Origin of the sequence: Azorhizobium sp. AG788 (assembly GCF_943371865.1) — a bacterium.
GTDB lineage: Bacteria > Pseudomonadota > Alphaproteobacteria > Rhizobiales > Xanthobacteraceae > Azorhizobium.
In genome coordinates, this window is record NZ_CALRWL010000007.1 from 1 (window position 1) to 24,164 (window position 24,164).

Annotated in this window: 22 protein-coding genes; 9 read left to right on the plus strand and 13 right to left on the minus strand. The window is 66.3% G+C overall.

Going from position 1 to position 24,164, the window contains the following annotated elements; all coding sequences use genetic code 11:
• Positions 1 to 100: 100 nt before the first annotated feature.
• The 5 genes from AAG816_RS06210 to AAG816_RS06230 all read right to left on the minus strand — a co-directional run bounded on the left by AAG816_RS06210 (position 101) and on the right by AAG816_RS06230 (position 3,915).
• Positions 101 to 1,123 carry an ABC transporter substrate-binding protein gene (locus tag AAG816_RS06210; RefSeq protein ID WP_341988693.1) on the minus strand — a complete coding sequence of 341 codons (1,023 nt, stop codon included), beginning with the start codon at positions 1,121 to 1,123 and terminating at the stop codon, positions 101 to 103.
• Positions 1,120 to 2,265 (minus strand): LacI family DNA-binding transcriptional regulator, encoded by a 1,146-nt coding sequence (locus AAG816_RS06215; RefSeq protein WP_341988694.1) that lies wholly within the window; start codon positions 2,263 to 2,265, stop codon positions 1,120 to 1,122. Before AAG816_RS06215 ends, AAG816_RS06210 begins: the two co-directional genes overlap by 4 nt.
• 157 nt (positions 2,266 to 2,422) lie before the next feature.
• A complete protein-coding gene (locus AAG816_RS06220; protein WP_341988695.1) occupies positions 2,423 to 3,022 on the minus strand; it encodes an OmpA family protein in 600 nt (199 codons plus the stop codon).
• Between the two features lie 35 nt (positions 3,023 to 3,057).
• On the minus strand, positions 3,058 to 3,477 hold the full coding sequence (locus AAG816_RS06225) for a cysteine rich repeat-containing protein (RefSeq protein ID WP_341988696.1): 420 nt from the start codon (positions 3,475 to 3,477) through the stop codon (positions 3,058 to 3,060).
• Between the two features lie 126 nt (positions 3,478 to 3,603).
• Positions 3,604 to 3,915, minus strand: a complete 312-nt coding sequence (locus tag AAG816_RS06230) for a hypothetical protein (protein WP_341988697.1) — start codon at positions 3,913 to 3,915, stop codon at positions 3,604 to 3,606.
• 454 nt (positions 3,916 to 4,369) lie between these two features.
• Between AAG816_RS06230 and AAG816_RS06235 the strand changes: the two genes are divergently transcribed.
• The 7 genes from AAG816_RS06235 (at position 4,370) to ggt (ending at position 12,934) form a co-directional block, all read left to right on the plus strand.
• Positions 4,370 to 5,863 (plus strand): ABC transporter substrate-binding protein, encoded by a 1,494-nt coding sequence (locus tag AAG816_RS06235; protein ID WP_341988698.1) that lies wholly within the window; start codon positions 4,370 to 4,372, stop codon positions 5,861 to 5,863.
• Positions 5,864 to 6,001: 138 nt separating this feature from the next.
• Positions 6,002 to 7,462 carry an ABC transporter substrate-binding protein gene (locus AAG816_RS06240; protein WP_341988825.1) on the plus strand — a complete coding sequence of 487 codons (1,461 nt, stop codon included), beginning with the start codon at positions 6,002 to 6,004 and terminating at the stop codon, positions 7,460 to 7,462.
• 17 nt (positions 7,463 to 7,479) lie between these two features.
• The gene (locus tag AAG816_RS06245) at positions 7,480 to 8,424 is read left to right on the plus strand and encodes an ABC transporter permease (protein ID WP_341988699.1); all 945 of its coding nucleotides are present in this window, start codon (positions 7,480 to 7,482) and stop codon (positions 8,422 to 8,424) included.
• Positions 8,421 to 9,317, plus strand: coding sequence for an ABC transporter permease (locus AAG816_RS06250; protein WP_341988700.1), 897 nt, complete (start codon positions 8,421 to 8,423; stop codon positions 9,315 to 9,317). The genes AAG816_RS06245 and AAG816_RS06250 overlap by 4 nt, the downstream gene beginning before the upstream one ends.
• Before the next feature lie 10 nt (positions 9,318 to 9,327).
• Positions 9,328 to 10,368, plus strand: a complete 1,041-nt coding sequence (locus AAG816_RS06255; protein WP_341988701.1) for an ABC transporter ATP-binding protein — start codon at positions 9,328 to 9,330, stop codon at positions 10,366 to 10,368.
• Positions 10,365 to 11,321, plus strand: a complete 957-nt coding sequence (locus tag AAG816_RS06260) for an ATP-binding cassette domain-containing protein (protein WP_341988702.1) — start codon at positions 10,365 to 10,367, stop codon at positions 11,319 to 11,321. The genes AAG816_RS06255 and AAG816_RS06260 overlap by 4 nt, the downstream gene beginning before the upstream one ends.
• 26 nt (positions 11,322 to 11,347) lie before the next feature.
• Positions 11,348 to 12,934 carry a gamma-glutamyltransferase gene (ggt, locus tag AAG816_RS06265; protein WP_341988703.1) on the plus strand — a complete coding sequence of 529 codons (1,587 nt, stop codon included), beginning with the start codon at positions 11,348 to 11,350 and terminating at the stop codon, positions 12,932 to 12,934.
• A 78-nt stretch (positions 12,935 to 13,012) separates the two neighbouring features.
• Here ggt and attM read toward each other — a convergent pair whose 3' ends face one another.
• The 3 genes from attM to AAG816_RS06280 all read right to left on the minus strand — a co-directional run bounded on the left by attM (position 13,013) and on the right by AAG816_RS06280 (position 16,687).
• Positions 13,013 to 13,804 (minus strand): N-acyl homoserine lactonase AttM, encoded by a 792-nt coding sequence (gene attM, locus AAG816_RS06270; RefSeq protein ID WP_341988704.1) that lies wholly within the window; start codon positions 13,802 to 13,804, stop codon positions 13,013 to 13,015.
• Between the two features lie 112 nt (positions 13,805 to 13,916).
• Positions 13,917 to 15,083, minus strand: a complete 1,167-nt coding sequence (locus tag AAG816_RS06275) for an iron-containing alcohol dehydrogenase (RefSeq protein WP_341988705.1) — start codon at positions 15,081 to 15,083, stop codon at positions 13,917 to 13,919.
• A 149-nt stretch (positions 15,084 to 15,232) separates the two neighbouring features.
• Positions 15,233 to 16,687, minus strand: coding sequence for an NAD-dependent succinate-semialdehyde dehydrogenase (locus AAG816_RS06280; protein ID WP_341988706.1), 1,455 nt, complete (start codon positions 16,685 to 16,687; stop codon positions 15,233 to 15,235).
• Positions 16,688 to 16,783: 96 nt separating this feature from the next.
• Between AAG816_RS06280 and AAG816_RS06285 the strand changes: the two genes are divergently transcribed.
• Positions 16,784 to 17,590, plus strand: a complete 807-nt coding sequence (locus AAG816_RS06285) for an IclR family transcriptional regulator (protein ID WP_341988707.1) — start codon at positions 16,784 to 16,786, stop codon at positions 17,588 to 17,590.
• A gap of 83 nt (positions 17,591 to 17,673) precedes the next feature.
• Here AAG816_RS06285 and cynS read toward each other — a convergent pair whose 3' ends face one another.
• The 4 genes from cynS to AAG816_RS06305 are packed head-to-tail and all read right to left on the minus strand — an operon-like array spanning position 17,674 to position 21,288.
• Positions 17,674 to 18,156, minus strand: coding sequence for a cyanase (gene cynS, locus AAG816_RS06290; protein ID WP_341988708.1), 483 nt, complete (start codon positions 18,154 to 18,156; stop codon positions 17,674 to 17,676).
• A 24-nt stretch (positions 18,157 to 18,180) separates the two neighbouring features.
• A complete protein-coding gene (locus AAG816_RS06295; protein ID WP_341988709.1) occupies positions 18,181 to 19,062 on the minus strand; it encodes an ABC transporter ATP-binding protein in 882 nt (293 codons plus the stop codon).
• A gap of 4 nt (positions 19,063 to 19,066) precedes the next feature.
• Positions 19,067 to 19,924 carry a nitrate ABC transporter permease gene (ntrB, locus tag AAG816_RS06300; protein WP_341988710.1) on the minus strand — a complete coding sequence of 286 codons (858 nt, stop codon included), beginning with the start codon at positions 19,922 to 19,924 and terminating at the stop codon, positions 19,067 to 19,069.
• A gap of 2 nt (positions 19,925 to 19,926) precedes the next feature.
• Positions 19,927 to 21,288 (minus strand): CmpA/NrtA family ABC transporter substrate-binding protein, encoded by a 1,362-nt coding sequence (locus AAG816_RS06305; RefSeq protein WP_341988712.1) that lies wholly within the window; start codon positions 21,286 to 21,288, stop codon positions 19,927 to 19,929.
• 206 nt (positions 21,289 to 21,494) lie between these two features.
• Between AAG816_RS06305 and AAG816_RS06310 the strand changes: the two genes are divergently transcribed.
• Positions 21,495 to 23,405, plus strand: coding sequence for a sigma 54-interacting transcriptional regulator (locus AAG816_RS06310; protein ID WP_341988713.1), 1,911 nt, complete (start codon positions 21,495 to 21,497; stop codon positions 23,403 to 23,405).
• Positions 23,406 to 23,434: 29 nt separating this feature from the next.
• Here the strand turns inward: AAG816_RS06310 and AAG816_RS06315 are convergent, their stop codons facing one another.
• Entirely contained in the window at positions 23,435 to 24,070 is a 636-nt protein-coding gene (locus AAG816_RS06315; RefSeq protein WP_341988714.1) for a hypothetical protein, read from the minus strand.
• Positions 24,071 to 24,164: the final 94 nt, after the last annotated feature.

Genomic DNA, 24,164 nt, shown 5'->3' on the forward strand with positions numbered 1-24,164 from the left:
TTCACCCCCCTCCCTGCCCGCCCCCGCAAGGGGGGAGGGTTCCACCGCGCGCCTGCGGCACAGCCTTCGCTTCAAAGAACGCGAAGACCGAGCGCGCCCCTTACTTCACTTCGGCCAGATACTTGTCGGAGAAGCCCTTCTGCACGGCTTCCATCTTGGCATAATCCACCGGCTTGGCGCGGGCATAGTCGGCGGCGGGCAGGAAGCGGTCGGCCACCTCCTTGGGCAGGGCCACGTCGCGGGCGGGGCGCAGATAGGCCTTGGCCCACATGGCCTGGCCCTTGTCGGACAGCACGTAGTCGAGAACGGTCTTGGCGGCCTCGGGGTGCGGCGCGTTCTTCACCATGCTCATCACATAGGGCACCACCACCGAGCCCTCGCACGGAATGACGAAGGCGAAATTGCCCTTCTCATTGTATTTGGCGCGATAGGCGTTGAAGTCATAGTCGAACAGGATCGGGATCTCGCCGGAGACCACGCGGGCATAGGAGGTCTGCTTGGGCACGATGGGCTGGTTGGCCTGGAGCTTCTTGAAGTAGCTCAGCGCCGGGGTGAAATCGTCCAGCGAGCCGCCGAGCGCATTGTTCACGCCCACCGCGCCCACATAGCCCACGAAGGCGCTGGACGGGTCGAGATAGCCCACCATGCCCTTGTATTCGGGCTTCAGCAGATCGGACCAGCAGGCCGGCACCGGCGCGCCGCCGAGCGCATCCTTGTTCACGAACAGGCCCAGCGTGCCCGAATGGATGGTGAACCAGTTGCCCTCGGGATCCTTCAGACCGGCCGGGATTTCGGAAAAGCCCTTGGGCTGGTAGGGCTGGGTGAGGCCGGCGTCCTTCAGCTTGATGCCGAAGGTCACGCCCACATAGGTCACGTCCGCCACCGGGCTCGCCTTCTCGGCGATGATCTGGGCCATGGACTGGCCGCTGTTCTTGTTGTCCGGGGGCACGTCCACGCCGGTATCGGCCTTGATGGCCTTGAGCATGGCGCCCCAATCGGCCCATTCGGTGGGGCAATTGTAGCAGATGGCGTCGGCGGCGGAGGCCGCGGGCGCGGTGCCGAGCAGCAGGCCGGCGGCCAGCAGCAGCGAAGCGAATTTAGCGGAGGCGATCACGGGCTTCATCGCGGGGTCTTTCCTGGAGATGAGGTCTGGCCTGGGGATGGGGTTTGGGTCGGCGGGGAGGACATCCGCTCAGCGGACGCTGGGGCGGATGGGGAAACGGGAGGGCGCTCGGCCAGATCCGGCGCGAGGTCTGGCGCCTGGGCCAGGGTGCCGCCGGTGCGCACGTCGTAGGGCAGCCACTCGACAGTGCGTGGGGTGTCCTGTGCCATGATCTCAAACAGCCGCTCCATGGCGCGCGCGCCCATGCGGCGGGTGGGCTGGTAGACGGTCGCCAGCGGCGGGGTGACCAGAAGGCCGATGGAGATGCCGTCGAAGCCGGCGACCGACACGTCGGCGGGGACCGCCAGCCCCATGTCGCGCACCGCGGCGATGACCGAGAGCGCCAGCAGATCGTTGGAACAGATGATGCCGGTGGGCCGGTCCGGCCCGGCGAGCAAGCTTTCCAGGGCGGCACGGTGGGCCGCGGTGTCCGCCAGATAGTCCAGTTCCAGCACCGGCTCAGGGGCAAGGCCCGCCTGGGCCATGGCGGCCAGATAGCCCTGGTGGCGCAGGCGCGAGCGATCGGAGGTGGAGAAGCGCCCGGCAATGAACAGGATGCGCCGGTGGCCGGCGGCGATCAGCGCGACGGTGAGGTCGCGGGACGCGGAGGCATTGTCCACCGTGACCGCGGCGCGGCCCGCATGCTGCGGCTCGTTATAGACCAGCACATAGGGGATGGCCTCACCGTCCAGCAGATCCAGGGTGGGATTGGCATCGGGATCGGCCACGGTCAGCACCAGGCCGGCGACGCTCTGGGCCACCAGCGTGCCCACCAGCTCCCGCTCCCGCTCGGGATCATAATCGGTGGCGGTGAGCAGCAAGGTGTAGCCGCGGGCGCGGGCCTCGGCCTCCATGCCGGCCACGGAACCGGCGAACACCGGATTGGTCAGGCTGGGGATCACCACCCCGAGGGTGCGGGTGCGCAGGGTCTTGAGCGAGCGGCCGATCTCGCTGGGGCGGAACTCCAGCTCGGCGATGGCGGCGCGCACCCGGGCTTCCACATCGGCACTGGCGCGGGCGGTGCCGTTGATGACCCGGCTCACCGTCGCGATGGAGCAGCCGGCGCGTTCGGCGACGGTGCGGATGGTGATGGGACGCGCCAAGGGGGCCTCTTGGGGAGCTATGAAACCGTTTACACGGTTCTCCTAGCTCGGTTCTGCGACAGCCCCATGACAGCGGGCGCACCGGAGCGCCAAACGAAAAACGGCGCCGCCCCGGTGAGGGGCGACGCCGCTGAACGCGAAACCCGCGCGCGAAAAATCAGCGCTTGAGCGGTCCGACGTTGAAGATCTGGACCCGCCGGTTGATGGGCGATTCCGGATTCTTGGTGTCCTGGAGCGATTCTTCGCCCAGGCCCACCGCTTCCAGCCGCGCCGGGTTCACGTTGAACACGGTGGTGAGCGCTTCGACGATGGCGTCGGCGCGCTCCTGGCTCAGCTTCATGTTGTACTGGCGGTTGCCGGTGGTGTCGGTGTTGCCGGTAACGATGAACTTGTAGCCCTGGAGCACGGGGTTGTGCAGCGCATCGGCGATGGAGCCGAGCGCGCCATAGGACGCCGGCAGGATCATCGCCGAATTCAGCTTGAACTGAATCTGCACCGTGATCTGCGCCAGCTTGTCCAGCTGGATCGCCAGCGGCGGCCGGGTGAGCGGGGCGCCGGGGAAGTTGTTCAGATGGTCGAGAGCCGCCTGCCGCAAATTCTGCGCGGTGATGACGGGGGCATTCTCGGTGAGCCCCTGGAGGCCCTGGACGATCTGGGCATTGGAGATTTCGGTCTGCGCGCGGGCCGGCAAAGCGACCGCTGCGGCGGACGTGGCCAGCGCTACGGCGAGCGCGACGCGGATCATAGGCGACGTCATGGGTGTCGTCCTTCCTTTATCTGGTTGCGGCGCGCTCAGCGGAAGCCGGCGTCGGTGATGGCCTGGTTGCAGTTCGGGCTGACCACCTTGGTGGCCTCCAGCAGGCAGGACAGCAGATTGCCGTCGCCTTCCACCATGCCGGGGCACAGCCGCGCCACATCCGCATTGCACAGCTTGAAGATGGCGTGCTGGGCGCCCACGCGCTTGGCGATGGAGGCGCGGATCGCCACGTAGTCCGCCTTGCACTGCGGCGACACCTGCGCGTCATGGGCCTCAAGGCACGCATGGATCTTGCCGCCGCCCAGATTGACGTCCGGACAGAATTTCATGATGTCCGGACCGCAGCTCTGCGCCAGCTGGGCGCCGGCCTGGGCATAGCTAATGGTTTGCGCATGCGCGCCCGTGGCAGCCAAGGCCCAAAGCCCCGCTGCGAGCACGATCCCAACCCCCTTCATAGACTTCTCCCAGTCGCGAACGAAGACGGTACCGCTGTAACAGATACGGTCGCGCCGGCAAAGCCGAACATGCCTCAGCGACACTGACCAAAAACGACCACACCTTGGGCAACAAACGTTGCCGTTTCAGCGGCGTGGCAGGCGCACGGGCGCGGGAACGAGGCGTCCGCCCCCCTGCCCCCGCGTCCGGTACCGCCGCCCGCTGCCACCATCCTCACGGGTGGTGAGCAGCATGACCGCCACGCCCATCTGCACGCTGCCGAAGGTCAGGCCCATGGCAAAGGCCAGCACGCCGGCGGCCAGCCAGCCGTCCGGACCGCGAAACATCAAGGTCCGCAGGCCCTGGGCATCCAGAGCCAGCAGAACCGCCACGAACACCACAGCGATGCCAAATCCAATGGCAGCATGGCGCATCAGGAAGCGAACGAGATGGGGCATGGGTCATTCCCTGGGACAGAGGCCAATCCAGCGGCGTCCGCGGCGCCATTATGCTCCTGCGGCAGGCGGAGTGGTGCAAGAAATTTCGGCACCCGGCACCGTTTGCACGCGAATGGCGCAAATCAGCCCCGCAGGTGCGACGTCGCCAGATTGGCCCGTGTATTGCATACAATGTTCACGGTCGGGGGGCCGGTTTCACCACCCGCCGCGTCCCCACGCGGCGATCATTCTGACGAGCGAGACACACGCCGAAGACTGCACCCAAGCGACCGCATCCCCATCCACACGCGGAGCAAAGACCTCTCACCCGCCTCCTGGCCCGCCACGCTGAAGCCGTGCGCGCGCCGTCGGCGGCTCACACTGCCCACCCGCCGCGCGGTGCCCCGGCCCCGCCTGCGCCCCTCGCCATACCGGCCGCGCCCCGCGCCGGAAGCCTTTCGGAAGGACCCGTCCCATGTGGAAACGCACCTTGGCCATGGCGCTGCTCGCCGCCGGCCTCGCCACCGGCGCCCAGGCCCAGACCCTGCGCTTCGGCCTGATGGAAGATCCCGACGCGCTGGACCCCACCTTCGCCCGCACCTTCAGCGGCCGCATGGTGTTTGCCGCGCTGTGCGACAAGCTGGTGGACATCGATGCCAAGCTGACCATCGTGCCGCAATTGGCCACCTCCTGGTCCTGGTCCGCCGACCAGAAGACCCTGACCATGAAGATCCGCGAGGGCGTGCTGTTCCACGACGGCGAGAAGCTGGACGCCGAGGCGGTGAAGTTCAATCTGGAGCGTCACCTCAAGTCGCAGGGCTCGCAGCGCCGCGGCGAGATCTCCGCCATCGATACGGTCGAGGTGGTCGATCCGCTCACGGTGAAGATCAATCTGAAGACCCCGTTCGCCCCCCTGCTGGCGCAGTTCACCGACCGCGCCGGCATGATGGTGTCGCCCAAGGCGGCCCAGGCGCTGGGCGACAAGTTCCCCTCGGCCCCGGTCTGCGCCGGGCCGTTCAAGTTCGTTGAGCGCGTCGCCCAGGACCGCATCGTGGTGGAGAAGTTCCCGGACTATTGGAACAAGGACGCCATTTTCCTCAAGCGCATCGAGTTCAAGGTGATCCCGGACACCACGGTGCGCCTGACCAATCTGCGCTCGGGCCAGCTCGACCTGCTGGAGCGCCTCGCCCCCACCGATCTGGCGCAGGTGCAGAGCGACAGCAAGCTCAAGGTGGGCTCCACCTATGAGCTGGGCTACCAGACCCTGCTGATCAATCTGTCCAAGGACAATCCGCTCGCCAAGAACCCCAAGGTACGTGAGGCGCTGGAACTGTCGCTGGACCGCGACGCCATCAACCAGGTGGTGTTCAACGGCGAGTTCCTGCCCGGTAACCAGTGGGTGAACCCGAAGAACCCCAATTATGTCAGTGCCTTCCCCATTCCCAAGCGCGACGTGGCCAAGGCCAAGGCGCTGCTGAAGGAAGCCGGCGTCACCACGCCGCTGGCGGTCAACCTCACCATCTTCTCCGACAATCTCTCGGCGCAGTCGGCGCAGGTGATCCAGGCCATGGCCAAGGAAGTGGGCTTCGACCTGAAGATCCAGGCCACCGACTTCGGCACCGCACTCAACCTCGCCGACCAGGGCAATTACGACCTCATGCTCTATAACTGGAGCGGCCGGCCGGACCCGGATGGCAATACCTACAACTTCCTCGCCTGCAAGGCGCCGCTGAACTATCCGCGCTATTGCAACGAGAAGGCGGAAGCCGCCTTCCAGGGTGAGCGCCAGAACAACGACCCCGAAGTGCGCAAGGCGGCGTGGAAGGATCTGGCCACCGTGGTTCTGGCTGATCGTCCGCTCATCTATCTCTATCACCGCAAGCTGCTGTGGGCCTATTCCACCAAGCTCAAGGGCTTCGGCGAGTATCCCGACGGCCTGGTGCGCTTCACCGGCCTGAAGCTGGACTGAGGATGCCTTCCCGCCCGCCCCGGTTTTTTCGGGGCGGGCGCTCCCTCCATTTTTCTTCCCTTCTTTTCAAGGACCGAAGCCATGTGGAAAGAGACTTTTGCCGCCCTGGTGATCGCGGGCAGCCTGGCCTGCGGCGGCATGGCGACAAGTGCCCAGGCGCAGACGCTGCGCTTCGGCCTGCTGGATGATCCCGATGCGCTCGATCCGGCGCTGTCGCGCGGCTACACCACCCGCATGGTGTTCGCCGCCCTGTGCGACAAGCTGGTGGACATCGACGCCAAGCTGACCATCATTCCCCAGCTCGCCACCGAATGGAGCCTGTCCGAGGACCGCAAGTCCATCACCATGAAGCTGCGCCCCGGCGTGACCTTCCATGACGGCGAAAAGTTCGACGCCGCGGCGGTGAAGTTCAATCTCGAGCGCTACCAGACCATGCCCGGCAGCCAGCGCCGCTCGGAGATCGCCGCCCTCGACACCGTGGAGGTGGTGGACCCGCTGACCGTGAAGCTCACCCTCAAGGCGCCCTCGGCCCCCTTCCTGGCCCAGCTCACCGACCGCGCCGGCATGATGGTCTCGCCCAAGGCGGCGGCCGCGCTGGGCGACAAGTTCGCCACCGCCCCGGTCTGCGCCGGTCCGTTCAAATTCGTCGAGCGGGTGGCGCAGGATCGCATCACGGTGGAGAAGTTCGACGGCTACTGGAACAAGGACAACATCTTCCTGAAGCGCATCGACTTCCGCACCATCCCCGACAGCACCGTGCGCCTCACCAATCTGCGCTCGGGCCAGCTGGAGCTGATGGAGCGCCTCGCCGCCACCGACCTGCCGGAGGTGAAGGCGCAAGGCAAGCTGAAGGTGGGCTCCACCTATGAGCTGGGCTATCAGGCCATCTTGTTCAACACCGCCAAGGCCGGCTCGGTCATCGGCCAGGATTCCCGCGTGCGGCAGGCCTTCGACCTGGCCATTGATCGCGTGGCGCTGAACCAGGTGGTGTTCAACGGCGAGAACATGCCGGGCAACCAGTGGGTAAGCCCGACCAATCCCTTCTATGTGAAGGATTTTCCGGTGCCCACGCGCGACGTCGCCAAGGCCAAGGCGCTGCTCAAGGAAGCCGGCGTCACCTTGCCGGTGCCGGTGACGCTGATGGTCTACACCACCAATGAAGGCCAGCAGGTGGGGCAGGTGGTGCAGGCCATGGCCAAGGAAGCCGGCTTCGACGTCAAGCTTCAGGCCACCGACATCGGCACCGCGCTCTCTTATGGCGACCAGGGCAATTTCGAAGCCTTCCTGTGGGCCTGGAGCGGCCGGCCGGACCCGGACGGCAACACCTACAACTTCCTCGGTTGCAAGGCGGCCATCAACTACACCCGTTTCTGCAACGAGAAGGCCCAGGCGGCGCTGGACGGCCAGCGGCTCGCCAGCAGCCCACGGGGGCGCGCAACCGCCTGGCAGGCCCTTGCTGAAGTGGTGCTCACCGAAAATCCGATGCTCTATCTGTACCACCGCAAGCTGATGTGGGCCTACACGCCCAAGCTCACCGGCTTCACGGAAGCCAATTACCCCGATGGCCTGGTGCGCTTCACCGGCCTGAAGCTCGACTGACCGGACGGCCAGACCCTATGCTCCGTTTCCTGCTCAAGCGCCTCGGCTCGGTGATCCCCACCGTGATCCTGGCGTCCATGATCATCTTCGCCCTGCAGCAATTGCTGCCGGGCGATCCGGCCATCGCGATCAGCGGCGAGGAAAAAGACCCGGAGGTGATCGCCTTCATCCGGGAGAAGTATCATCTCAATGATCCCCTGCCGGTGCGCTATGCCTATTGGATCGGCGGCGTGCTGCATGGGGACATGGGCGAATCCATCCGCCTGCAGCAGCCGGTGGCGCAGCTCATCATCGCCAAATTCCCGGTGACGCTGCAACTGGCGGCCATGGCCATGACCATCGCGCTGTTGATCGGCGTGCCCATGGGCATCCTGTCGGCGGTGAACAACGGCAAGGCGGCGGACTATGCCGCCAATGCGGTGGCGCTGTGGGGATTGTCGACGCCGAATTTCTGGCTGGGCATCATGCTCATTCTGTTGTTCTCGGTGCATCTCGGCTGGCTGCCGGCCTCGGGCTATGTCTCGCCGTTCGAGAATCTGTGGGAGAATTTGCGGGCGATGATCCTGCCGGCCTTCGTGCTGGGCAATTCCATCGCTGCGGTGATGATGCGCCACACCCGGGCCGCCATGCTCCAGGTGCTGTCCTCGGATTATGTGCGCACCGCACGGGCCAAGGGGCTGTCGCCGCGCTCGGTCATCATCCGCCATTGCCTGCGCAACGCTGCTGTGCCGGTGATCACCTTGGGCGCTTTGGAGTTCGGCGCGCTGCTCTCCGGGGCGCTGCTCACCGAGCAGGTGTTCTCGGTGCCCGGCTTCGGCAAGCTGATGGTGGATGCGGTGTTCAATCGCGACTATGCGGTGGTTCAGGGCGTGGTGCTGTGCACCGCCACCACCTACATTCTGCTCAACCTTCTGGCGGATCTCGCCTATTTCCTGGTCAACCCGAAGCTGCGCCGGTCATGAGCCTTCAAGCTGCCTCCCCCGCGCCGAAGTCGGCGCCCCCCGTCACCAAGGAACTCAGCCCGCTGCAGGAAGGCCTGTACCGGCTGACCCGTCGGCGCGGCGCCATGCTGGGGCTCGCCGTGGTGGTGATCTTCATCGCCATGGCCGCCTTCGCCCCCCATGTGGCGCCCTATGATCCCATCGCCACCGACTGGATGGCGGTGCGCAAGGCCCCCAGCTGGGCGCACCCGTTCGGCACCGACGAAGTGGGCCGCGACGTGCTCTCCCGCGTGATCTTCGGCGCCCGCGCCTCGCTCTCCGCCGGCCTGGTTTCGGTGGCGCTGGCCGTGGCGCTGGGCCTGCCCATCGGCCTGCTGGCCGGCTATGCGGGCGGCTGGACCGAGGCCGCCCTCATGCGCCTCACCGATGCCATGCTGGCGATCCCGTTCCTGATCCTGGCCATTGCGCTGGCCGCCTTTCTGGGGCCGACGCTGACCAATGCCATGATCGCCATCGGCCTGTCCGCCACCACCATCTTCATCCGCCTCACGCGGGCGCAGGTGCAGTCCACCAAGGTGGAGGAATTTGTGGAAGCGGCCCGCGCCGCCGGGGCGACGCCTTTGCGCATCGTGCTGCGGCACATCCTGCCCAACATCATTCCTGCCATTCTGGTGCAGGCCACCTTGACCATCGCCGCGGCCATCATCGCCGAAGCGAGCCTTTCCTTCCTCGGGCTCGGCCAGCAGCCGCCCGATCCCTCCTGGGGCAGCATGCTCAATACCGCGAAGAACTTCCTCACCCAGGCGCCGTGGATGGCCATCTGGCCCGGCCTCTCCATTTTCCTGGTGGTGCTCTCCTTCAACCTGCTGGGCGACGGGCTGCGCGATGCGCTCGATCCCCGGCATCGCGGCTGAGGGGGCGGGCATGGCTCAAACCTCCGCCCTCACCGAGCGCCCGCCTCTGCTGGAGGTGCGCGATCTCGCGGTGCAATTCGTGGATCGCGACACCGTGGTGCACGCGGTGAACGGCGTGTCCTACACCTTGCGCGAGGGCGAGACCCTCGGCGTGGTGGGCGAAAGCGGCTCCGGCAAGAGCGTGCATGTGCTCGCCATGCTGCGCCTCATCCCCATGCCCCCCGGCCGTCTCGCCGGCGGGCAGGTGCTGTTCGAAGGCCGCGATCTGCTCACTTTGTCCGATCCGGAATTGCGCAAGGTGCGCGGCGGCGGCGTCGGCTTCGTGTTCCAGGATCCCATGAGTTCGCTCAACCCCTCCATGACCGTGGGCCTGCAGGTGAGCGAGCCGCTGCGCCTGCATCTGGGCATGGGTGCGGATGCAGCCCGCAAGCGGGCCATCGAACTCTTGGACATGGTGCGCATTCCCAATGCCGCCCAGCGGCTGGACCAGTATCCGCACGAGTTTTCCGGCGGCCAGCGCCAGCGCATCATGATCGCCATGGGCATCTCCTGTCGCCCCAAGCTGCTGATCGCCGACGAGGCCACCACCGCGCTGGACGTGACCGTGCAGGCGGACGTGATCGAGCTGGTGAAGGAACTGAAGCGCGAGATCGGCATGGCGGTGATCTGGATCACCCATGATCTGGGCGTGGTGGCCGGCATCGCCGACACGGTGCAGGTGATGTATGCGGGCCGGGTGGTGGAACGCGGCCCGGTGGATGACGTGTTCCGCGATCCCCGCAACGCCTACACATTGGGCCTGCTGCGCTCGCTGCCGGACCTGTCCGCCCCCGTCGGCCAGCGCCGCCGCCTGACCCAGATCGACGGCGCCCCGCCGGACATGCGTTTTCCGCCCAAGGGCGACCCCTTCGCCCCGCGCAACCGCTATGCCACCGCCCGCTGCTTCGAAGAGGCGGCCCCCCTCGCCCAGGCGCCGGGCGCTGCCCCCGGCCATCTGGTCTCCGCCTGGTATGATCTGCCGGCGCTGGTGGCCGCGGAGACCGTGCCATGATCGCTCCCCTCGCAGCCCCCTCCCCATCGGCCCCGGCCAAGGCGCCTTACCCGCTGGTCTCGGTGCGCAACCTCTGCAAGCACTATGCGCTGCGCGCCGGTTGGGGCTTCGGCCACAGCGTGTTCAAGGCGGTGGAAAACGTCTCGTTCGACATCATGCCCAACGAGACCCTCGGCCTGGTGGGCGAAAGCGGCTCCGGCAAGAGCACCATCGGCCGCGCCGTGACCATGCTGAACCCGCCCACCTCCGGCGTGGTGGCGTTCGAGGGCGTGGATCTGGCCGAACAGAGCGGCCGCGACATGCGCCGCATGCGCCAGCGCATGCAGATGGTGTTCCAGGATCCCTATTCCGCCCTCAACCCGCGCATGACCGTGGGCGACTATGTGGCCGAGCCGCTGGTGATCCACGGCCTGTGCAAGACCGCCGCCGAGCGCCGCGATCTGGTGGCGGAGCTGTTCAGTAAGGTGGGTCTGGACCCGCGCTTCATGGCCCGGTTCCCGCACCAGTTCTCCGGCGGCCAGCGCCAGCGCATCTGCATCGCCCGCGCCATCGGCGTGCGCCCGTCCTTCATCGTGGCGGACGAGCCCATCGCGGCGCTGGATGTCTCGATCCAGGCCCAGGTGGTCAATCTGCTGCAGGATTTGCAGGAGGAGATGGGGCTGGCCTATCTGTTCATCTCCCATGACCTGCGCATGGTGCGCTATCTGTGCCATCGTGTGGCGGTGATCTGGAAGGGGCGGATCGTCGAACTGGCGCCCAGCGCGGCGCTGTACGGCAATCCGCTGCATCCATATACCCGGCGGCTGCTGTCCGCCGTGCCGGTTCCCGATCCGGCCCTCGAGCGGGCGCGCACGCGCCTGCCGGAAGTGGCCGCCCTGCCCGACGACCCGCTCGCCCACGAACTGGTGGAAGCGGAGCCGGGCCATTACGTCGCGCGGGCAGCTTTAAGCTGATCGTGCCTGCAACAAGGACGTTCGTCGTGCGTAGTTTCTTCAAGACCGGCCGCTCCACCGTCTATGCCCGCACCGCGGCGGTGGCCACCTCCCATCCCATGTCCAGCCTGGTGGCGCTGGATGTGCTGCGCGCGGGCGGCAATGCGGTGGATGCCGCCATTGCGGCGGTGGCGGTGCAGGCGGTGGTCGATCCGCACATGACCGGCATCGGCGGCGACTGCTTCGCGCTCTATACGCCCAAGGGCGCCAGCGCCCCCATCGCGCTCAACGGCTCCGGCAAGGCCCCGGCGGCGGCCAGCGTCGAGGCGCTCATCGACCAGGGGATGACCGAGATCCCGCTGGACAGCCCCCACGCGGTGACCATTCCCGGCGCCATCGCCGCCTGGAGCAAGCTGCTGGACGACCACGGCACCATGTCCCTGGGCGACCTGCTCCAGCCGGCCATCCGCATGGCGGAAGAGGGCTATGTGGTGCAGCCGCGCGTGGCGCACGACTGGGCGCAATATGGCCCGCGCCTGCAGCGCGATGCGGAAAGCGTGGCGGTGTTCCTGCCCGGCGGCAAGGCCCCGGCGGCGGGAGACATCCATTACCAGCCCAAGCTCGCCGCCACGCTGCGCAAGATCGCCGAGGGCGGGCGCGATGCCTTCTATACCGGCGAGATCGCGGAAGATTCCGTCGCCCGGCTGCGGGAACTGGGCGGCGTCCACACGCTGGAAGACTTTGCCGCCGCGCAGGCGGAATATGTCACCCCCGTCACCACCAAATATCGCGGCTATGACGTCTATGAGTGCCCGCCCAACGGCCAGGGCCTGGGCGTGCTGATGATGCTCAACGCGCTGGAGGGCTACGACCTCTCCCCCGAGGCGCTGAACGAGGCCGACCGGCTGCATCTGTTCGCCGAGATCAACAAGCAGGTCTATCACCACCGCGACCATCTGTTCGCGGACCCCATGCACAATTCGGTGCCGGTGGACGAATTGCTGTCGCCGGACTGGGCGGCCCATGCCCGCGCCAATGTGGATATGGCCAAGGCGGCCCCGCCCACCGTGTGGCCGAAGGTGGCGCACACCGACACCATCTATCTGTGCGTGGTGGATGGAGAGGGCAATGCCATCTCCTTCATCAACTCCATCTTCCACCAGTTCGGCAGTTGCATCATGCCGCCCAAGAGCGGCTATCTGCTGCACAATCGCGGCGCGCAGTTCCGCCTCATCAAGGGCCATCCCAATGCCATCGGCCCGGGCAAGCGGCCGCTACACACCATCATCCCCGGCATGCTGATGAAGGACGGCAAGACCGTCGCCCCCTTCGGCGTCATGGGCGGTCAGTATCAGACCATGGGCCATGTGGAGCTGCTGACCAACATCATCGACCGGGGCATGGATGTGCAGCAGGCCATGGAGGCCCCGCGCAGCTTCGCCTATAACGGCGCGCTGGAGATGGAGCCGGACTGCGGCGCCGAGCTGCTGGCCGCCATGCAGGCGCGCGGCCATGAGGCCAAGTGGGCGCCCAATCCTCTGGGCGGCGCGCAGATGATCTGGATCGACCCGGACACCGGGGTGCTGGCCGCCGGCTCCGAGCCGCGCAAGGATGGCATGGCGCTCGGCTACTGAGGCCAACCCTCTGACGAAACGAAAAAAGGGCTGGTGGCGCGCACGCCACCAGCCCTTTTCCGTTTTCAGGACCTCGGCTCAGTCGTAATAGCCCGGCGCCTTCTTGAACTTCGGCCAGGCATCGGGATCGTGGCCGGTGACCACCTGCGCGCCGGTCTTTTCCGCCAAGGTGCGCAGCTTCTGCACCGAGCGCACCGTGTCCACGGTGGAGGCCAGGAAGCCGGGCAGCGCCTGCTCGTTCCAATGATCGAGCGTATAGGCCGCGTCGATAGTGAGCAGGATCGGCCCGGACTTGGGCAGCCGCACCAGGAAGGACTGATGCCCCGGCGCGTGGCCGGGCGAGAACACCGTGGTCAGGGTACCGTCGCCATAGAGGTCGTAATGGTCGTCCACGGTGCCGTTGAGGAACTGCCAGCGCAGGCCCGGCCGGTCGAAATCCTTGCGGATATAGCCGCCGCCGGCGAACCAGTCCGGCGTGAAGGCGTATTCATATTCCGCCCGCTGCACCACATGGGTGGCATTGGGGAAGCGGCCGATGGCGCCGGTGTGGTCCAGATGCAGATGCGACTGCACCACATATTTCACATCCGCCGGATCGAACCCCAGCGCCTTCACCTGCTCGACGCAGCCTTCGGACGGGGACATCACCGGCTGATAGACGTCGCAGATGCCGCCCCAATGGCCGCGCGGATCGGTGGCCACTTCCACCGCATTGCCGCCGTCGATGATGGTGTGGCCCTTGGGGTGGGTGATGAGGAAGAACGGCACGGGAATTTCATAATCCGCGCCATTGCCCTGGTTCATCTTGATGTTGTGCACCTTGCACTTCAACGAACCGGACTGAAGCATATAGAGCCGAATATCGGTCATCGTTTCCTCCAATAGACCACCAGCATCGGCGCGGGGCCGATGCCGAATGGGTGCATTCCGCCCTGAGGGCATCTCGTGCCGGGCCGAACCGCCCGGCAGCAAACACGCGGGCTCAGAACGCCTCGCGATAGAGCGCGAGCGCGTCCGCCTCGGTGACCTCCACCGGATTGTTCACCAGCAGCCGGGTCTGCTTCATGGCGTCGGCGGCCAGCAAAGCGAGGCTGTTGTCGGTCACGCCCACATCGCGCAGGCGGCGCGGCGCGCCGCTCTCGTCCATGAGCGCCTGCATCTTGGCGACGAATGCCTCGGCGCGCGCCTCGACGCTGCCGGTGCCAGGACCGGCCACCACATCCGCCAGTTCCGCATAAAGCGGGGCGGCGGCCTTCGTGTTGAAGCGCAGCACCGGGCCGAGCATCAGCGCATTGGAGAGGCCGTGGGGAATGTGATAGTGGCCGCCCAGCGGGTAGGCGAGCGCATGGACGGCGGCCACCGGCGAATTGGCGAAGGCCTGGCCCGCCAGCATGGCGCCCAGCAGCATGGCTTCGCGCGCGGTGCGGTTCTTGCCGTCCTTGCAGGCGGCGATCAGATTGCCGCCCAGCAGCCGCAGCGCCTCGCGGGCCAAGGCATCGGAGACCGGGTTCTTGCGGTGGCGCGAGGTATAGGCCTCGATGGCGTGGACCATAGCGTCGATGCCGGTGGCGGCGGTGTGCACCGCCGGCAGGCCGATGGTGAGTTCGCCATCCAGCAGCACGAAGTCGGCATAAAGCTGGGGCGAGACCACGCCCATCTTGGTGGTTTCGCCGGTGGTGAGGATGGTGATGTTGGTCACTTCCGAGCCGGTGCCGGCGGTGGTGGGCACCTGCACCAGCGGCAGGCGCGAGCCCTGCACCTTGCCGATGCCGTAGAGATCCGCCAGCGGCTGCTCGGACACCAGCAGCACCGCGGCGAGCTTGGCCACATCCAGCGAGGAGCCACCGCCGAGACCGATAACGATGTCCACCCCGGCCGCCTTGGCCTTGGCGACGCAGGCGTGCAGCACATGCTCCGGCGGGTCGGCCACCACATCGTCGAACACGGTGACGGCAAAGCCGGCGGCTTCCAGGCTCGCGGTGATGGGGGCGATGATGCCCGCCTTCACCAGCCCGCCATCGGTGACGAGGAGCGCCTTGCGGGCGGCAAAGCGCGTACCCACGATCTCGCCCAGGCGCTGGGCGCCGGACCATTCCAGCTGGATGGCGGGCACGGTGCGGAATTCAAACGGAGTGAGGCCTTGGCTCATCAGCAGATCCTCCTGAGAAGGGCTGGGGTTCGGTGCCGCGACGGCGCGGCCGCCGCAGAAGGCGGGAGGGATCGCAGCGCGCGATCCCGCAGCGCCCGCGCGTCTGCCGATGGAGCAGCGCGCGGGCGTTATCGATGTTGAGCAGATGATCAGGAAATGGCGGAGCAGAAATACTTGATCTCGAGATATTCCTCGATGCCGTATTTGGAGCCCTCGCGGCCGATGCCGGACTGCTTCATGCCGCCGAAGGGGGCGACCTCATTGGAGATGAGACCGGTATTGTGCCCCACCATGCCGTACTCCAGCGCTTCCGCCACCCGCCAGCTGCGCCGCGCGCTCTCGGTGTAGAAATAAGCGGCGAGGCCGAATTCGGTGTCGTTGGCAAGCGCGACGGCCTCGGCCTCGGTCTCGAACTTGAACAAAGGCGCCACCGGGCCGAAGGTTTCTTCACGCGCGATCTTCATGGCGGAGGTGACGCCGGTGAGCACGGTCGGCGCAAAGAAGGTGCCGCCGAGGGCGTGCAGCGCGCCGCCCACGGTGACGGCCGCGCCCTTGGCCAATGCATCGGCCACATGGTCGCTCACCTTGGCGATGGCGTCGCCATCGATCAGCGGACCGATCAGCACGCCGGGCTCGGTGCCGGCGCCGACCGGCAATTGCCGCACCCGCTCGGTGAGGCGGGCGGCGAAGGCATCATAGATGCCCGCCTGCACATAGAAGCGGTTGGTACAGACGCAGGTCTGGCCGGCATTGCGATATTTGGAGGCGATGGCCCCCTCCACCGCCGCATCGAGATCGGCATCGTCGAACACGATGAACGGGGCATTGCCGCCCAGCTCCAGCGACAGCCGCTTGATGGTGGGGGCGCACTGCGCCATCAGGATGCGGCCCACTTCCGTGGAGCCGGTGAAGGAGAGCTTGCGCACTTTATCGCTGGCGGTGAGCACGCCGCCCACCTCGCGGGCCTCGCCGGTGACGATCTGCAGCACGCCGGCGGGAATGCCCGCCTCCACGGCGAGCACACCCAGAGCGAGCGCGGTGAGCGGGGTCTGTTCCGCGGGCTTGACGATCATCACGCAGCCGGCGGCCAATGCGGGCGCGGCCTTGCGGGTGATCATGGCGGCGGGGAAATTCCACGGGGTGATGGCCGCGCACACACCCACCGGCTGCTTGATGACGATGAGGCGCTTGTCGGTGGTGGGCGCCGGGATCACGTCGCCATAGACGCGCTTGGCCTCTTCCGCGAACCACTCGATGAAGGAGGCGGCATAGATCACCTCGCCCTTGGCTTCCGCCAGCGGCTTGCCCTGCTCGGCGGTCATCAGGGCGGCGAGATCGTCCGCATTCTGCAAGATGAGATCGAACCAGCGCCGCAGGATGGCGGTGCGCTCCCGCGCCGCCTTCTTCGCCCACGGGCCGAAGGCGGCCGCCGCCGCATCCACCGCCTGCGCCACTTCGGCGGCGGACAGCACCGGCACATGGCCCACAAGCGAGCCGTCCGCCGGATTGGTGACGGCGATTTGCGCGGCGCTGGCGGCGGGGCGCCACGCCCCGTCCACGAGGCAGGCATTCCGAAGCAAAGCCGGATTTTTCAGCTGCAGCACGTTTCGTCTCCCGACGGCTTTTCAAGTTCAATTAGTTGAACTATATTCGTTGAATTGAACTATTGCCGTCCGAAACGCTTTCGTCAAGATGACCCAATGGAACCTCAGGACAATTCCAAATCGGCAGGCGAGAGCGTGCCGGCGCTGCGGCGCGCGGTGCGATTGCTCGACCATGTGAGCGCCCAGCCCACCCCGCCCACGGCGGCGGATCTGGCGCGGGCGCTGGATCTGCCCAAGAGCACCGCCCATGGCTTGATCGGCTGCATGGTGGAGCTGGGCCTGCTGGCGCGCTCGCCGGAAGGCACCTTCCGGCTCGGCCCGCATCTGATGAGCTGGGCCAGCGGTTTTCTGGGGCAGTTCGACCTGGTGGGGGAATTCCAGCGGGTGTTCGCGCAGGCCCCCGCTTTGGAGGGCTACACCATCATGCTGACGGTGCTGGAGGGCACCGAGGTGGTCTATCTCGCCTGCCGCAACAGCTCCGCCCCCTTGGGCTTCACCTTCCGCATCGGCATGCGCCTGCCGGCCCCCTTTACCGCCACCGGCATGGCCATGCTGAGCACCCGCTCGCCGGAGGAGGTGCGCGCGCTCCTGGGCGGCCAATGGCCGGCACCCATGACAAGCCGCAGCGCCGGCGACATGGAAACCCTGCTGGCGGAACTCGCCGCCACGCGCGCGCGGGGATTTTCCCTGGATGAGGGCCAAGTGCGCGACGGCATGGTGTGCATCGGCGCGCCGGTGAAGGATTATTCCGGCCTGGCGGTGGCCGGCCTGGCGCTCAGCCTGCTGGAACAGGAGGCGACGCCGGAGCGGGTGGCGGACCTCGGCGCGCGCCTGCGTCGCATTGCCGCAGACCTCTCCGGCCGTCTCGGCGCCGCCGGCGCATCGGCCGGAATCGGGGGCTAAAAAAGCAGAAAGGGGCGCAGAACCTGAGTTCCACGCCCCTTTCCCGTTCCCCCGCAGGACCGGTGCGCACGCCTTAAATCACATCAAGCTTCCTTGAAGCCGTATTCCGGCGTGCCTTGTTCAGCCCCGTAATATTTATACGGCAGGAATTTTCCCGACATGGCGATTTTCACCCTATCTCCCTTTGGATGCTCCAGACGGCCGATTTCGATGTCGAAATCGATGGCCGACATGATGCCGTCGCCGAACTCCTCCTCGATCAGCGCCTTCCACGCCGGCCCGTTGACCATCACCATCTCGTAGAATCGGTAGATCAAGGGGTCGGTGGGCGGCATGGGGGTGCCACGGTACGGCACTTCGTTGAGCATGCGCTCTTCGGCTTCGGTGAGGCCGAACAATTCCGCCGCCGCCTTGGCCAGCGGCTTCACCAGTTTCATCTGGCCCAGCAGCGCCCCCACCACCAGCACCGGCGACATGCCGCCGATCTCATTGGTGATGTGCTTCCAGGTCCAGCCCTTCTCGCGCTTGATGTCGAGGATCTTTTCGGTCAGCTCTTCGCGCTTCATGGCGTCTCTCCTGTGGTCTCAAGTTCAGGCGGCTCGCACGCCGTCGGGCGGCGGCGGGGCGCTGTGGGTGGGGCGCACCACCGGCGGGTGGCGGCGGTCGTAATCGGGCGGCAGCGCGTCCTTGAAGGTGCGCGAGCGCTCCACCAGAAAATCGATCAGATGATTGCGCACGGCGTAGAAGTCCGGCTGCTTGTGCAGGTCCAGCCGGCGCCGATCGCGCGGCAGCGGGTTCTCCACGATCTCGGCGATGCAGGCCTGCGGGCCGTTGGTCATCAGCACGATGCGGTCGGCCAGATAAATGGCCTCGTCCACGTCGTGGGTGATCATGAACACGCTCTGCCCGGTCTGAAGGCAGATGCGCCGCACTTCGTCCTGCAAGGTGCCGCGGGTGAGCGCATCGAGCGCGGAAAACGGCTCGTCCATCAGCAGCATCTTCGGCTCGATGGAAAGCGCCCGGGCGATGCCGACCCGCTGCTTCATGCCGCCGGAGAGTTCCGCCGGCCTCTTATGCTCGGCGCCCTTCAGCCCCACCACCTCGATGAAGCGCAAGGCATGGGCGCGCACCTTGTCCCGCGACCAGTCGCGATGGCGGGAGGACACCGCATAGGCCACATTGCCGAGCACGGTCTTCCACGGCAGCAAGGCGTGGCTCTGGAAGATGACGGCGCGGTCCAGCGCCGGGCCTTCGATGGCCTTGCCATCCACCACCACCGCGCCCTCGTCGGGGGCATCGAGGCCGGCGAGGATGTTCAGCACCGTGGTCTTGCCGCAGCCGGAATGGCCGATGATGCAGGCGAAGTCCCCCTTGTTCATGGAGAACCACAGATCCTCGAACACCGTGGTGCGGCCCTTGGGCGAATCAAAATGGCGGGCAATGCCCTCCATGGAGAGATAGCGCTCGCTCATGGCCTCACTCCGGATAGGTCACGAGACGGGCGATGCCGGCCAGCACCTGGTCCAGCGCCATGCCCACCAGGCCGATCACCAGGATCGAGACGATCACATTGGCGATGGAGAGGTTGTTCCATTCGTTCCACACGAAATAGCCGATGCCGGTGCCGCCCACGAGCATTTCGGCGGCCACGATCACCAGCCAGGCGATGCCGATGGAAATGCGCATGCCGGTGAGGATGGTGGGGGCCGCGGCGGGCAGGATCACCGTGAAGGCGCGGCGCAACGTCCCCACCTCCAGGGTGCGGGCGACGTTCAGCCACTCCTTGCGCACATTGGCCACCCCGAACGCGGTGTTCAGCAGCATGGGCCAGATGGCGCAGATGAAGATGACGAAGATGGAGGAGAGGGTGGAATCCTTGATGGTATAGAGCGCCAAAGGCATCCAGGCCAAAGGCGAGATGGGTTTGAGCACCTGGATGAACGGGTCCAGCGCTTTGTTCATCAGGGGCGACATGCCGATGAGAAAGCCCAAAGGGATCGCCACCAGCGCCGCCAGCAGATAGCCCACGCTCACCCGGGCGATGGAATAGGCCAGCTGAATGCCGAGGCCCTTGTCGTTCGGCCCCTTGTCGTAGAACGGGTTGGAAAGGTGCTTCCACAGCGTGGCACCCACATCCAGCGGGCCGGGCATGTTGGATTTGCCCTGGGTGGCGCTCATGCCCATGAGCTTGGCATATTCCGGATCCATGGCCTGGGTGGCCGAGGTGCCGCTGACCGCCACATGCCAGGCGAGCAGAAACCCGCCCAGCAGCAGAACGGAGACCAGCAGCGCCCGCGCGCGCAGGCCGAACGAGACGCCTGACGAAACCGCCATGCTCAGCTCCGCTTGATGGCGAAGCTGGCCACATAGTCATTGGGTTTCGACGCATCGAACGCCTTGCCCATGACCACGATGGTCTTCGTGCCCGTGGGCGGGGTCTGGCCCAGTTCCTTCATCAGATCGGCGGTGCCGGTGGCCAGGAACACCTGCTTGGCGATGCCGGCATAATCCACATCCCCCTTCACCTGCCCCCAGCGCTTCATCTGGGTGAGAATCCAGATGGCGAAGGCGTCATAGGGGAAGGCATCGAAGGCGATGCGGTTGGGATCGGTCTTCACCGCGCCGAGCCCATCCGCATAGGTGCCGGTGAGGATCTGCTCCAGCACGATCTGCGGCTGGTTGAGATAATTGGCCGGGGCGATGGCTTCGGCGATGCCTTTGCGGTTCTCCGCCTTCTGGGCATAGGCCGTGGCATCGATGATGGCCTTCGCCAGCGCATGGAAGGTGTTCGGCGCCTGGGTGACGAAGTCCTGGCTGGCGGCGAACGCGCAGCAGGGGTGGCCGTCCCAGAGTTCCTTGGACAGGAGATGGATGAAGCCCACCCCGTCATAGACCGCGCGCTGGTTGAACGGATCGGGGCCGAGATATCCGTCGATATTGCCGGCCCGCAGATTGGCCACCATCTCCGGCGGCGGCACGGAGCGGATCTGCACGTCGGTGTCCGGGTCGAGGCCGTGCTCCGCCAGATAATAGCGCAGCAGGTAAGTGTGCATGGAATAATCGAACGGCACCGCCAGCTTGAACCCCTTCCACATCTTGGGGTCGCGCTTGTCCTTGTGCTTCATGGCCAAGGTGATGGCCTGGCCGTTGATATTCTCGATCGCGGGAATGACATAAGGCGTCGGCTGCGAGCCCACGCCCATGGAAATGGCGATGGGCATGGGCGCCAGCATGTGCGCGGCGTCATATTCCTTGTTGATGGTCTTGTCGCGGATCACCGCCCAGCCGGCGGTCTTGATGATGTCCACATTGAGCCCCTGCTTAGCATAGAAGCCGAGCGGATGGGCCATGATGATGGGGGTGGCGCAGGTGATGGGGATGAAGCCGATCTTCAGATCCTTCTTCTCCAGCGCCCCCGCCCCTTGGGCAAACGCATCGCTCACCGAGCCCAGCGGCAGGAACTGGCCGATGGCGGCCAGCGCCGTGGTGGCGCCCACGGCGGAGAGGAAGCTGCGGCGGGTGGGGCCGTGCGGCATCACCGCCCGCAGCACGGCCGCCTCGACCGTGCTGGCATAGAGCGTGTCCTCGCCCGCATCGGTGACAGCACGGTCGTGCTCGCCTTGGGAGGCATGCCGGCCGCAGGCGCAGCCGGTGGAGAAGAACCTTGAACCGCGCCGGGTGGGATCGAAGCTCGCCATGAACCGCCTCGCTTGTGTGATGCCGCTGGGGCGTGAACGTCTGGCTTCCTCTACGCAAACGCCGTGCCAAAGCCCGCCGGCCGTTGTTTTCCAGCGCGGCGAACGGGTCTCATCGCGGCACTGGATTTCCGACTTTTCGTGAATTACGATCTCTCGTCATCTACTCACGACTTTTCGTGAACCGCCCGCGCCACAGAGTCCGCCCGATGCCTGCCCGTCCCTCGCCCGATCTTGCCATCGGCCCCGCCTTCGCCGCCGCGCCGGAGGCGCTGCTGTGCGTGGATCTGGACAGCGCCCGCATCCGCGATGCCAACCCCGCCGCCTGCGCTTTGCTGGGGTTCGCGCGCGCGGCGCTGCAGGCCCGCACGGTGTTCGATCTCCACCCCGGCCAGACCCCGGCGGTGATCGTCTTCACCCAGGCGGTGCTGGAAAAGGGCAGCTATTGGACCCGCGCCCTCACCGCCCAGCATGCGGACGGCCACCCCCTCGCCCTGGAATATGCCGGCGCCCTGCTGCCCCACGCCGGCGCGCGCCTGCTGCTGCTGAGCTTGAGCGATCTGGAGGCGCGCCACCGCCGCGATCTCGACGCGGAAGCCGAGCGCTTCATGCGCGAGGGGCTGGCGGAATGGCAGCGGGTGGACCGCTTCTTCGAGGATATCGAGCGCGAGAACCGCCTGATCCTGCGCGCCGTGGGCGAAGGCATCTATGGGGTGAATGCGGAGGGCAAGACCACCTTCGTCAATCCCGCCGCCGAGCAGATCTTGGGCTGGACCGCCGAGGAAATGATCGGCCGCGACATGCACACCATGGTGCACCACCATCACCCCGACGGCGCCCATTATCCCCACGAGGCCTGCCCGATCTACGCCGCCTTCCGCGACGGCGCCGTGCATCATGTGGAGAATGAAGTGTTCTGGCATCGCTCCGGCAAGCCGGTGTGGGTGGAATACACCTCCACCCCCTTGCGCGATCGCGGCGTGCTGATCGGCGCCGTGGTGGTGTTCCGCGATGTCACCCAGAAGCGCGAGGCCACCGAGCAACTCCATGCCGCTTTGGCCGAAGTGGACCATCTGCGCGAGCGCCTGGAGCTGGAAAACGCCTATCTCCAGGAGGAAATCCGCGCCGAGGGCAGCCATCGCGGCATCATCGGCCGCTCCGAGGCGATCCAGAAACTGCTGCGCCAGGTGGATCTGGTGGCCCCCACCGACGCCACTGTGCTGATCACCGGCGAAAGCGGCACCGGCAAGGAATTGATCGCCCGCGCCATCCATGATGCCAGCGAGCGTGGTGAGCGCCCGCTCATCCGGGTGAATTGCGCCGCCATTCCCCGCGAACTGTTCGAGAGCGAATTCTTCGGCCATGTGCGCGGCGCCTTCACCGGCGCCTTGCGCGACCGCATCGGCCGGTTCGAACTGGCCGATCGCGGCACTTTGTTCCTGGACGAAGTGGGCGAGATCCCGCTGGAATTGCAGAGCAAATTGCTGCGCGTCTTGCAGGAGGGCCAGTTCGAGCGCATCGGCGAGGAGCGCACCCGCTCCGTGGACGTGCGCATCATCGCCGCCACCAATCGCGACCTCAAAGCCGCCGTGCGCGCCGGCCGCTTCCGCGAAGACCTGTTCTACCGCCTCGACGTGATGCCGATCGAATCCGTGCCTTTGCGCGAGCGGCGCGAGGACATCCCCCTGCTCGCCGTCCATTTCCTCGAAGGCGCCCGGCGCAAGCCCGCCGGCGCCGCGCTCCAGCTCAGCGAGGGCGATGTGCGCCGGCTCATGGCCTATCCCTGGCCCGGCAATGTGCGCGAACTGCAGAACGTCATTGAGCGCGGGATCATCCTGGCCCGCAACGGCCGCCTTCACATCGATCTGCCCGACACCGCCGCCCCCCTCGCTCCGGCCCCGGCGCTGCGCAGCGCGGAGCTTGAGACCGAATCCGACCGCCGCGCCCGCACCCGCGCCAGCATCCTCGCCGCGCTGGAGGCCTCCGGCGGCAAGGTCTCGGGGGCCGGCGGCGCGGCGGAGCGCCTCGGCCTGCGGCCGACGACGCTGGCGTCCCGCATGAAGGCGCTGGGGATTGAGGCGCGGGCGGGGCGACGGGGACAGGCGGTGGAGGTGGGGTGAGGGGATGGCTGATTTAGGTTTGCGACGTCTCAGCGTCGGTCGAAATCCTGCCCGACCGCAGATCGCAACAATTCGACGAGTTCGACGCGGTTCGAGGATGCAGACGCCGACCGGAGCAGATGGTCGTAATTCACCAGAAGCGCCGCGTTCCGGCGGGGGTTCAGCAGGAGCACGTCCGACCAAACCTGGCCGTTGTTCTCGACAGCCCGCGCATATTGAAGAAGCCAATACATCAGAATCTGCCGGAAATCACTCGCACCGAAATTTCGTCCGGTATGTTTGACCTCAATCAGGGTCGTACCGAGTGCGAAGTCTCCGTTGCCGGACGCCACCCAGCCGAGGCCGGGAATAAGGGGCGCGTGTTCAAGATAGGCAGAAGGCTGTTGAGTTCGGATGCTGTCCAGCATCGCCACTAGATTGCGGGCTGCGTGGTCAGCGACCGAGATATCGCTCTGCTCGAGTTTCTCCGGAATGCGCGCGTCGAAATGACGACGCTGTCGTGATGATGCGACATTGAGGCACTCCTCCCACGACGCCGCATCTCCGCTGCTGCGAAGTTCGCTTTCCGCTCTGGCCATTGCGATTTCGAAAAGCATCGCATTCTGCAGGCTACTGGCTTCAATTGCTTCTGCTGGGATGGGTTCGATGCCCGTGAAGGAGAACATTCTGGCATTTAGTGCATTGACGAGCCCAGCAGTTAGGCGCGGAAAGAGGATATCGAGAACGCCTGGAATATCTCGCGCGACCGTACGTGGATCG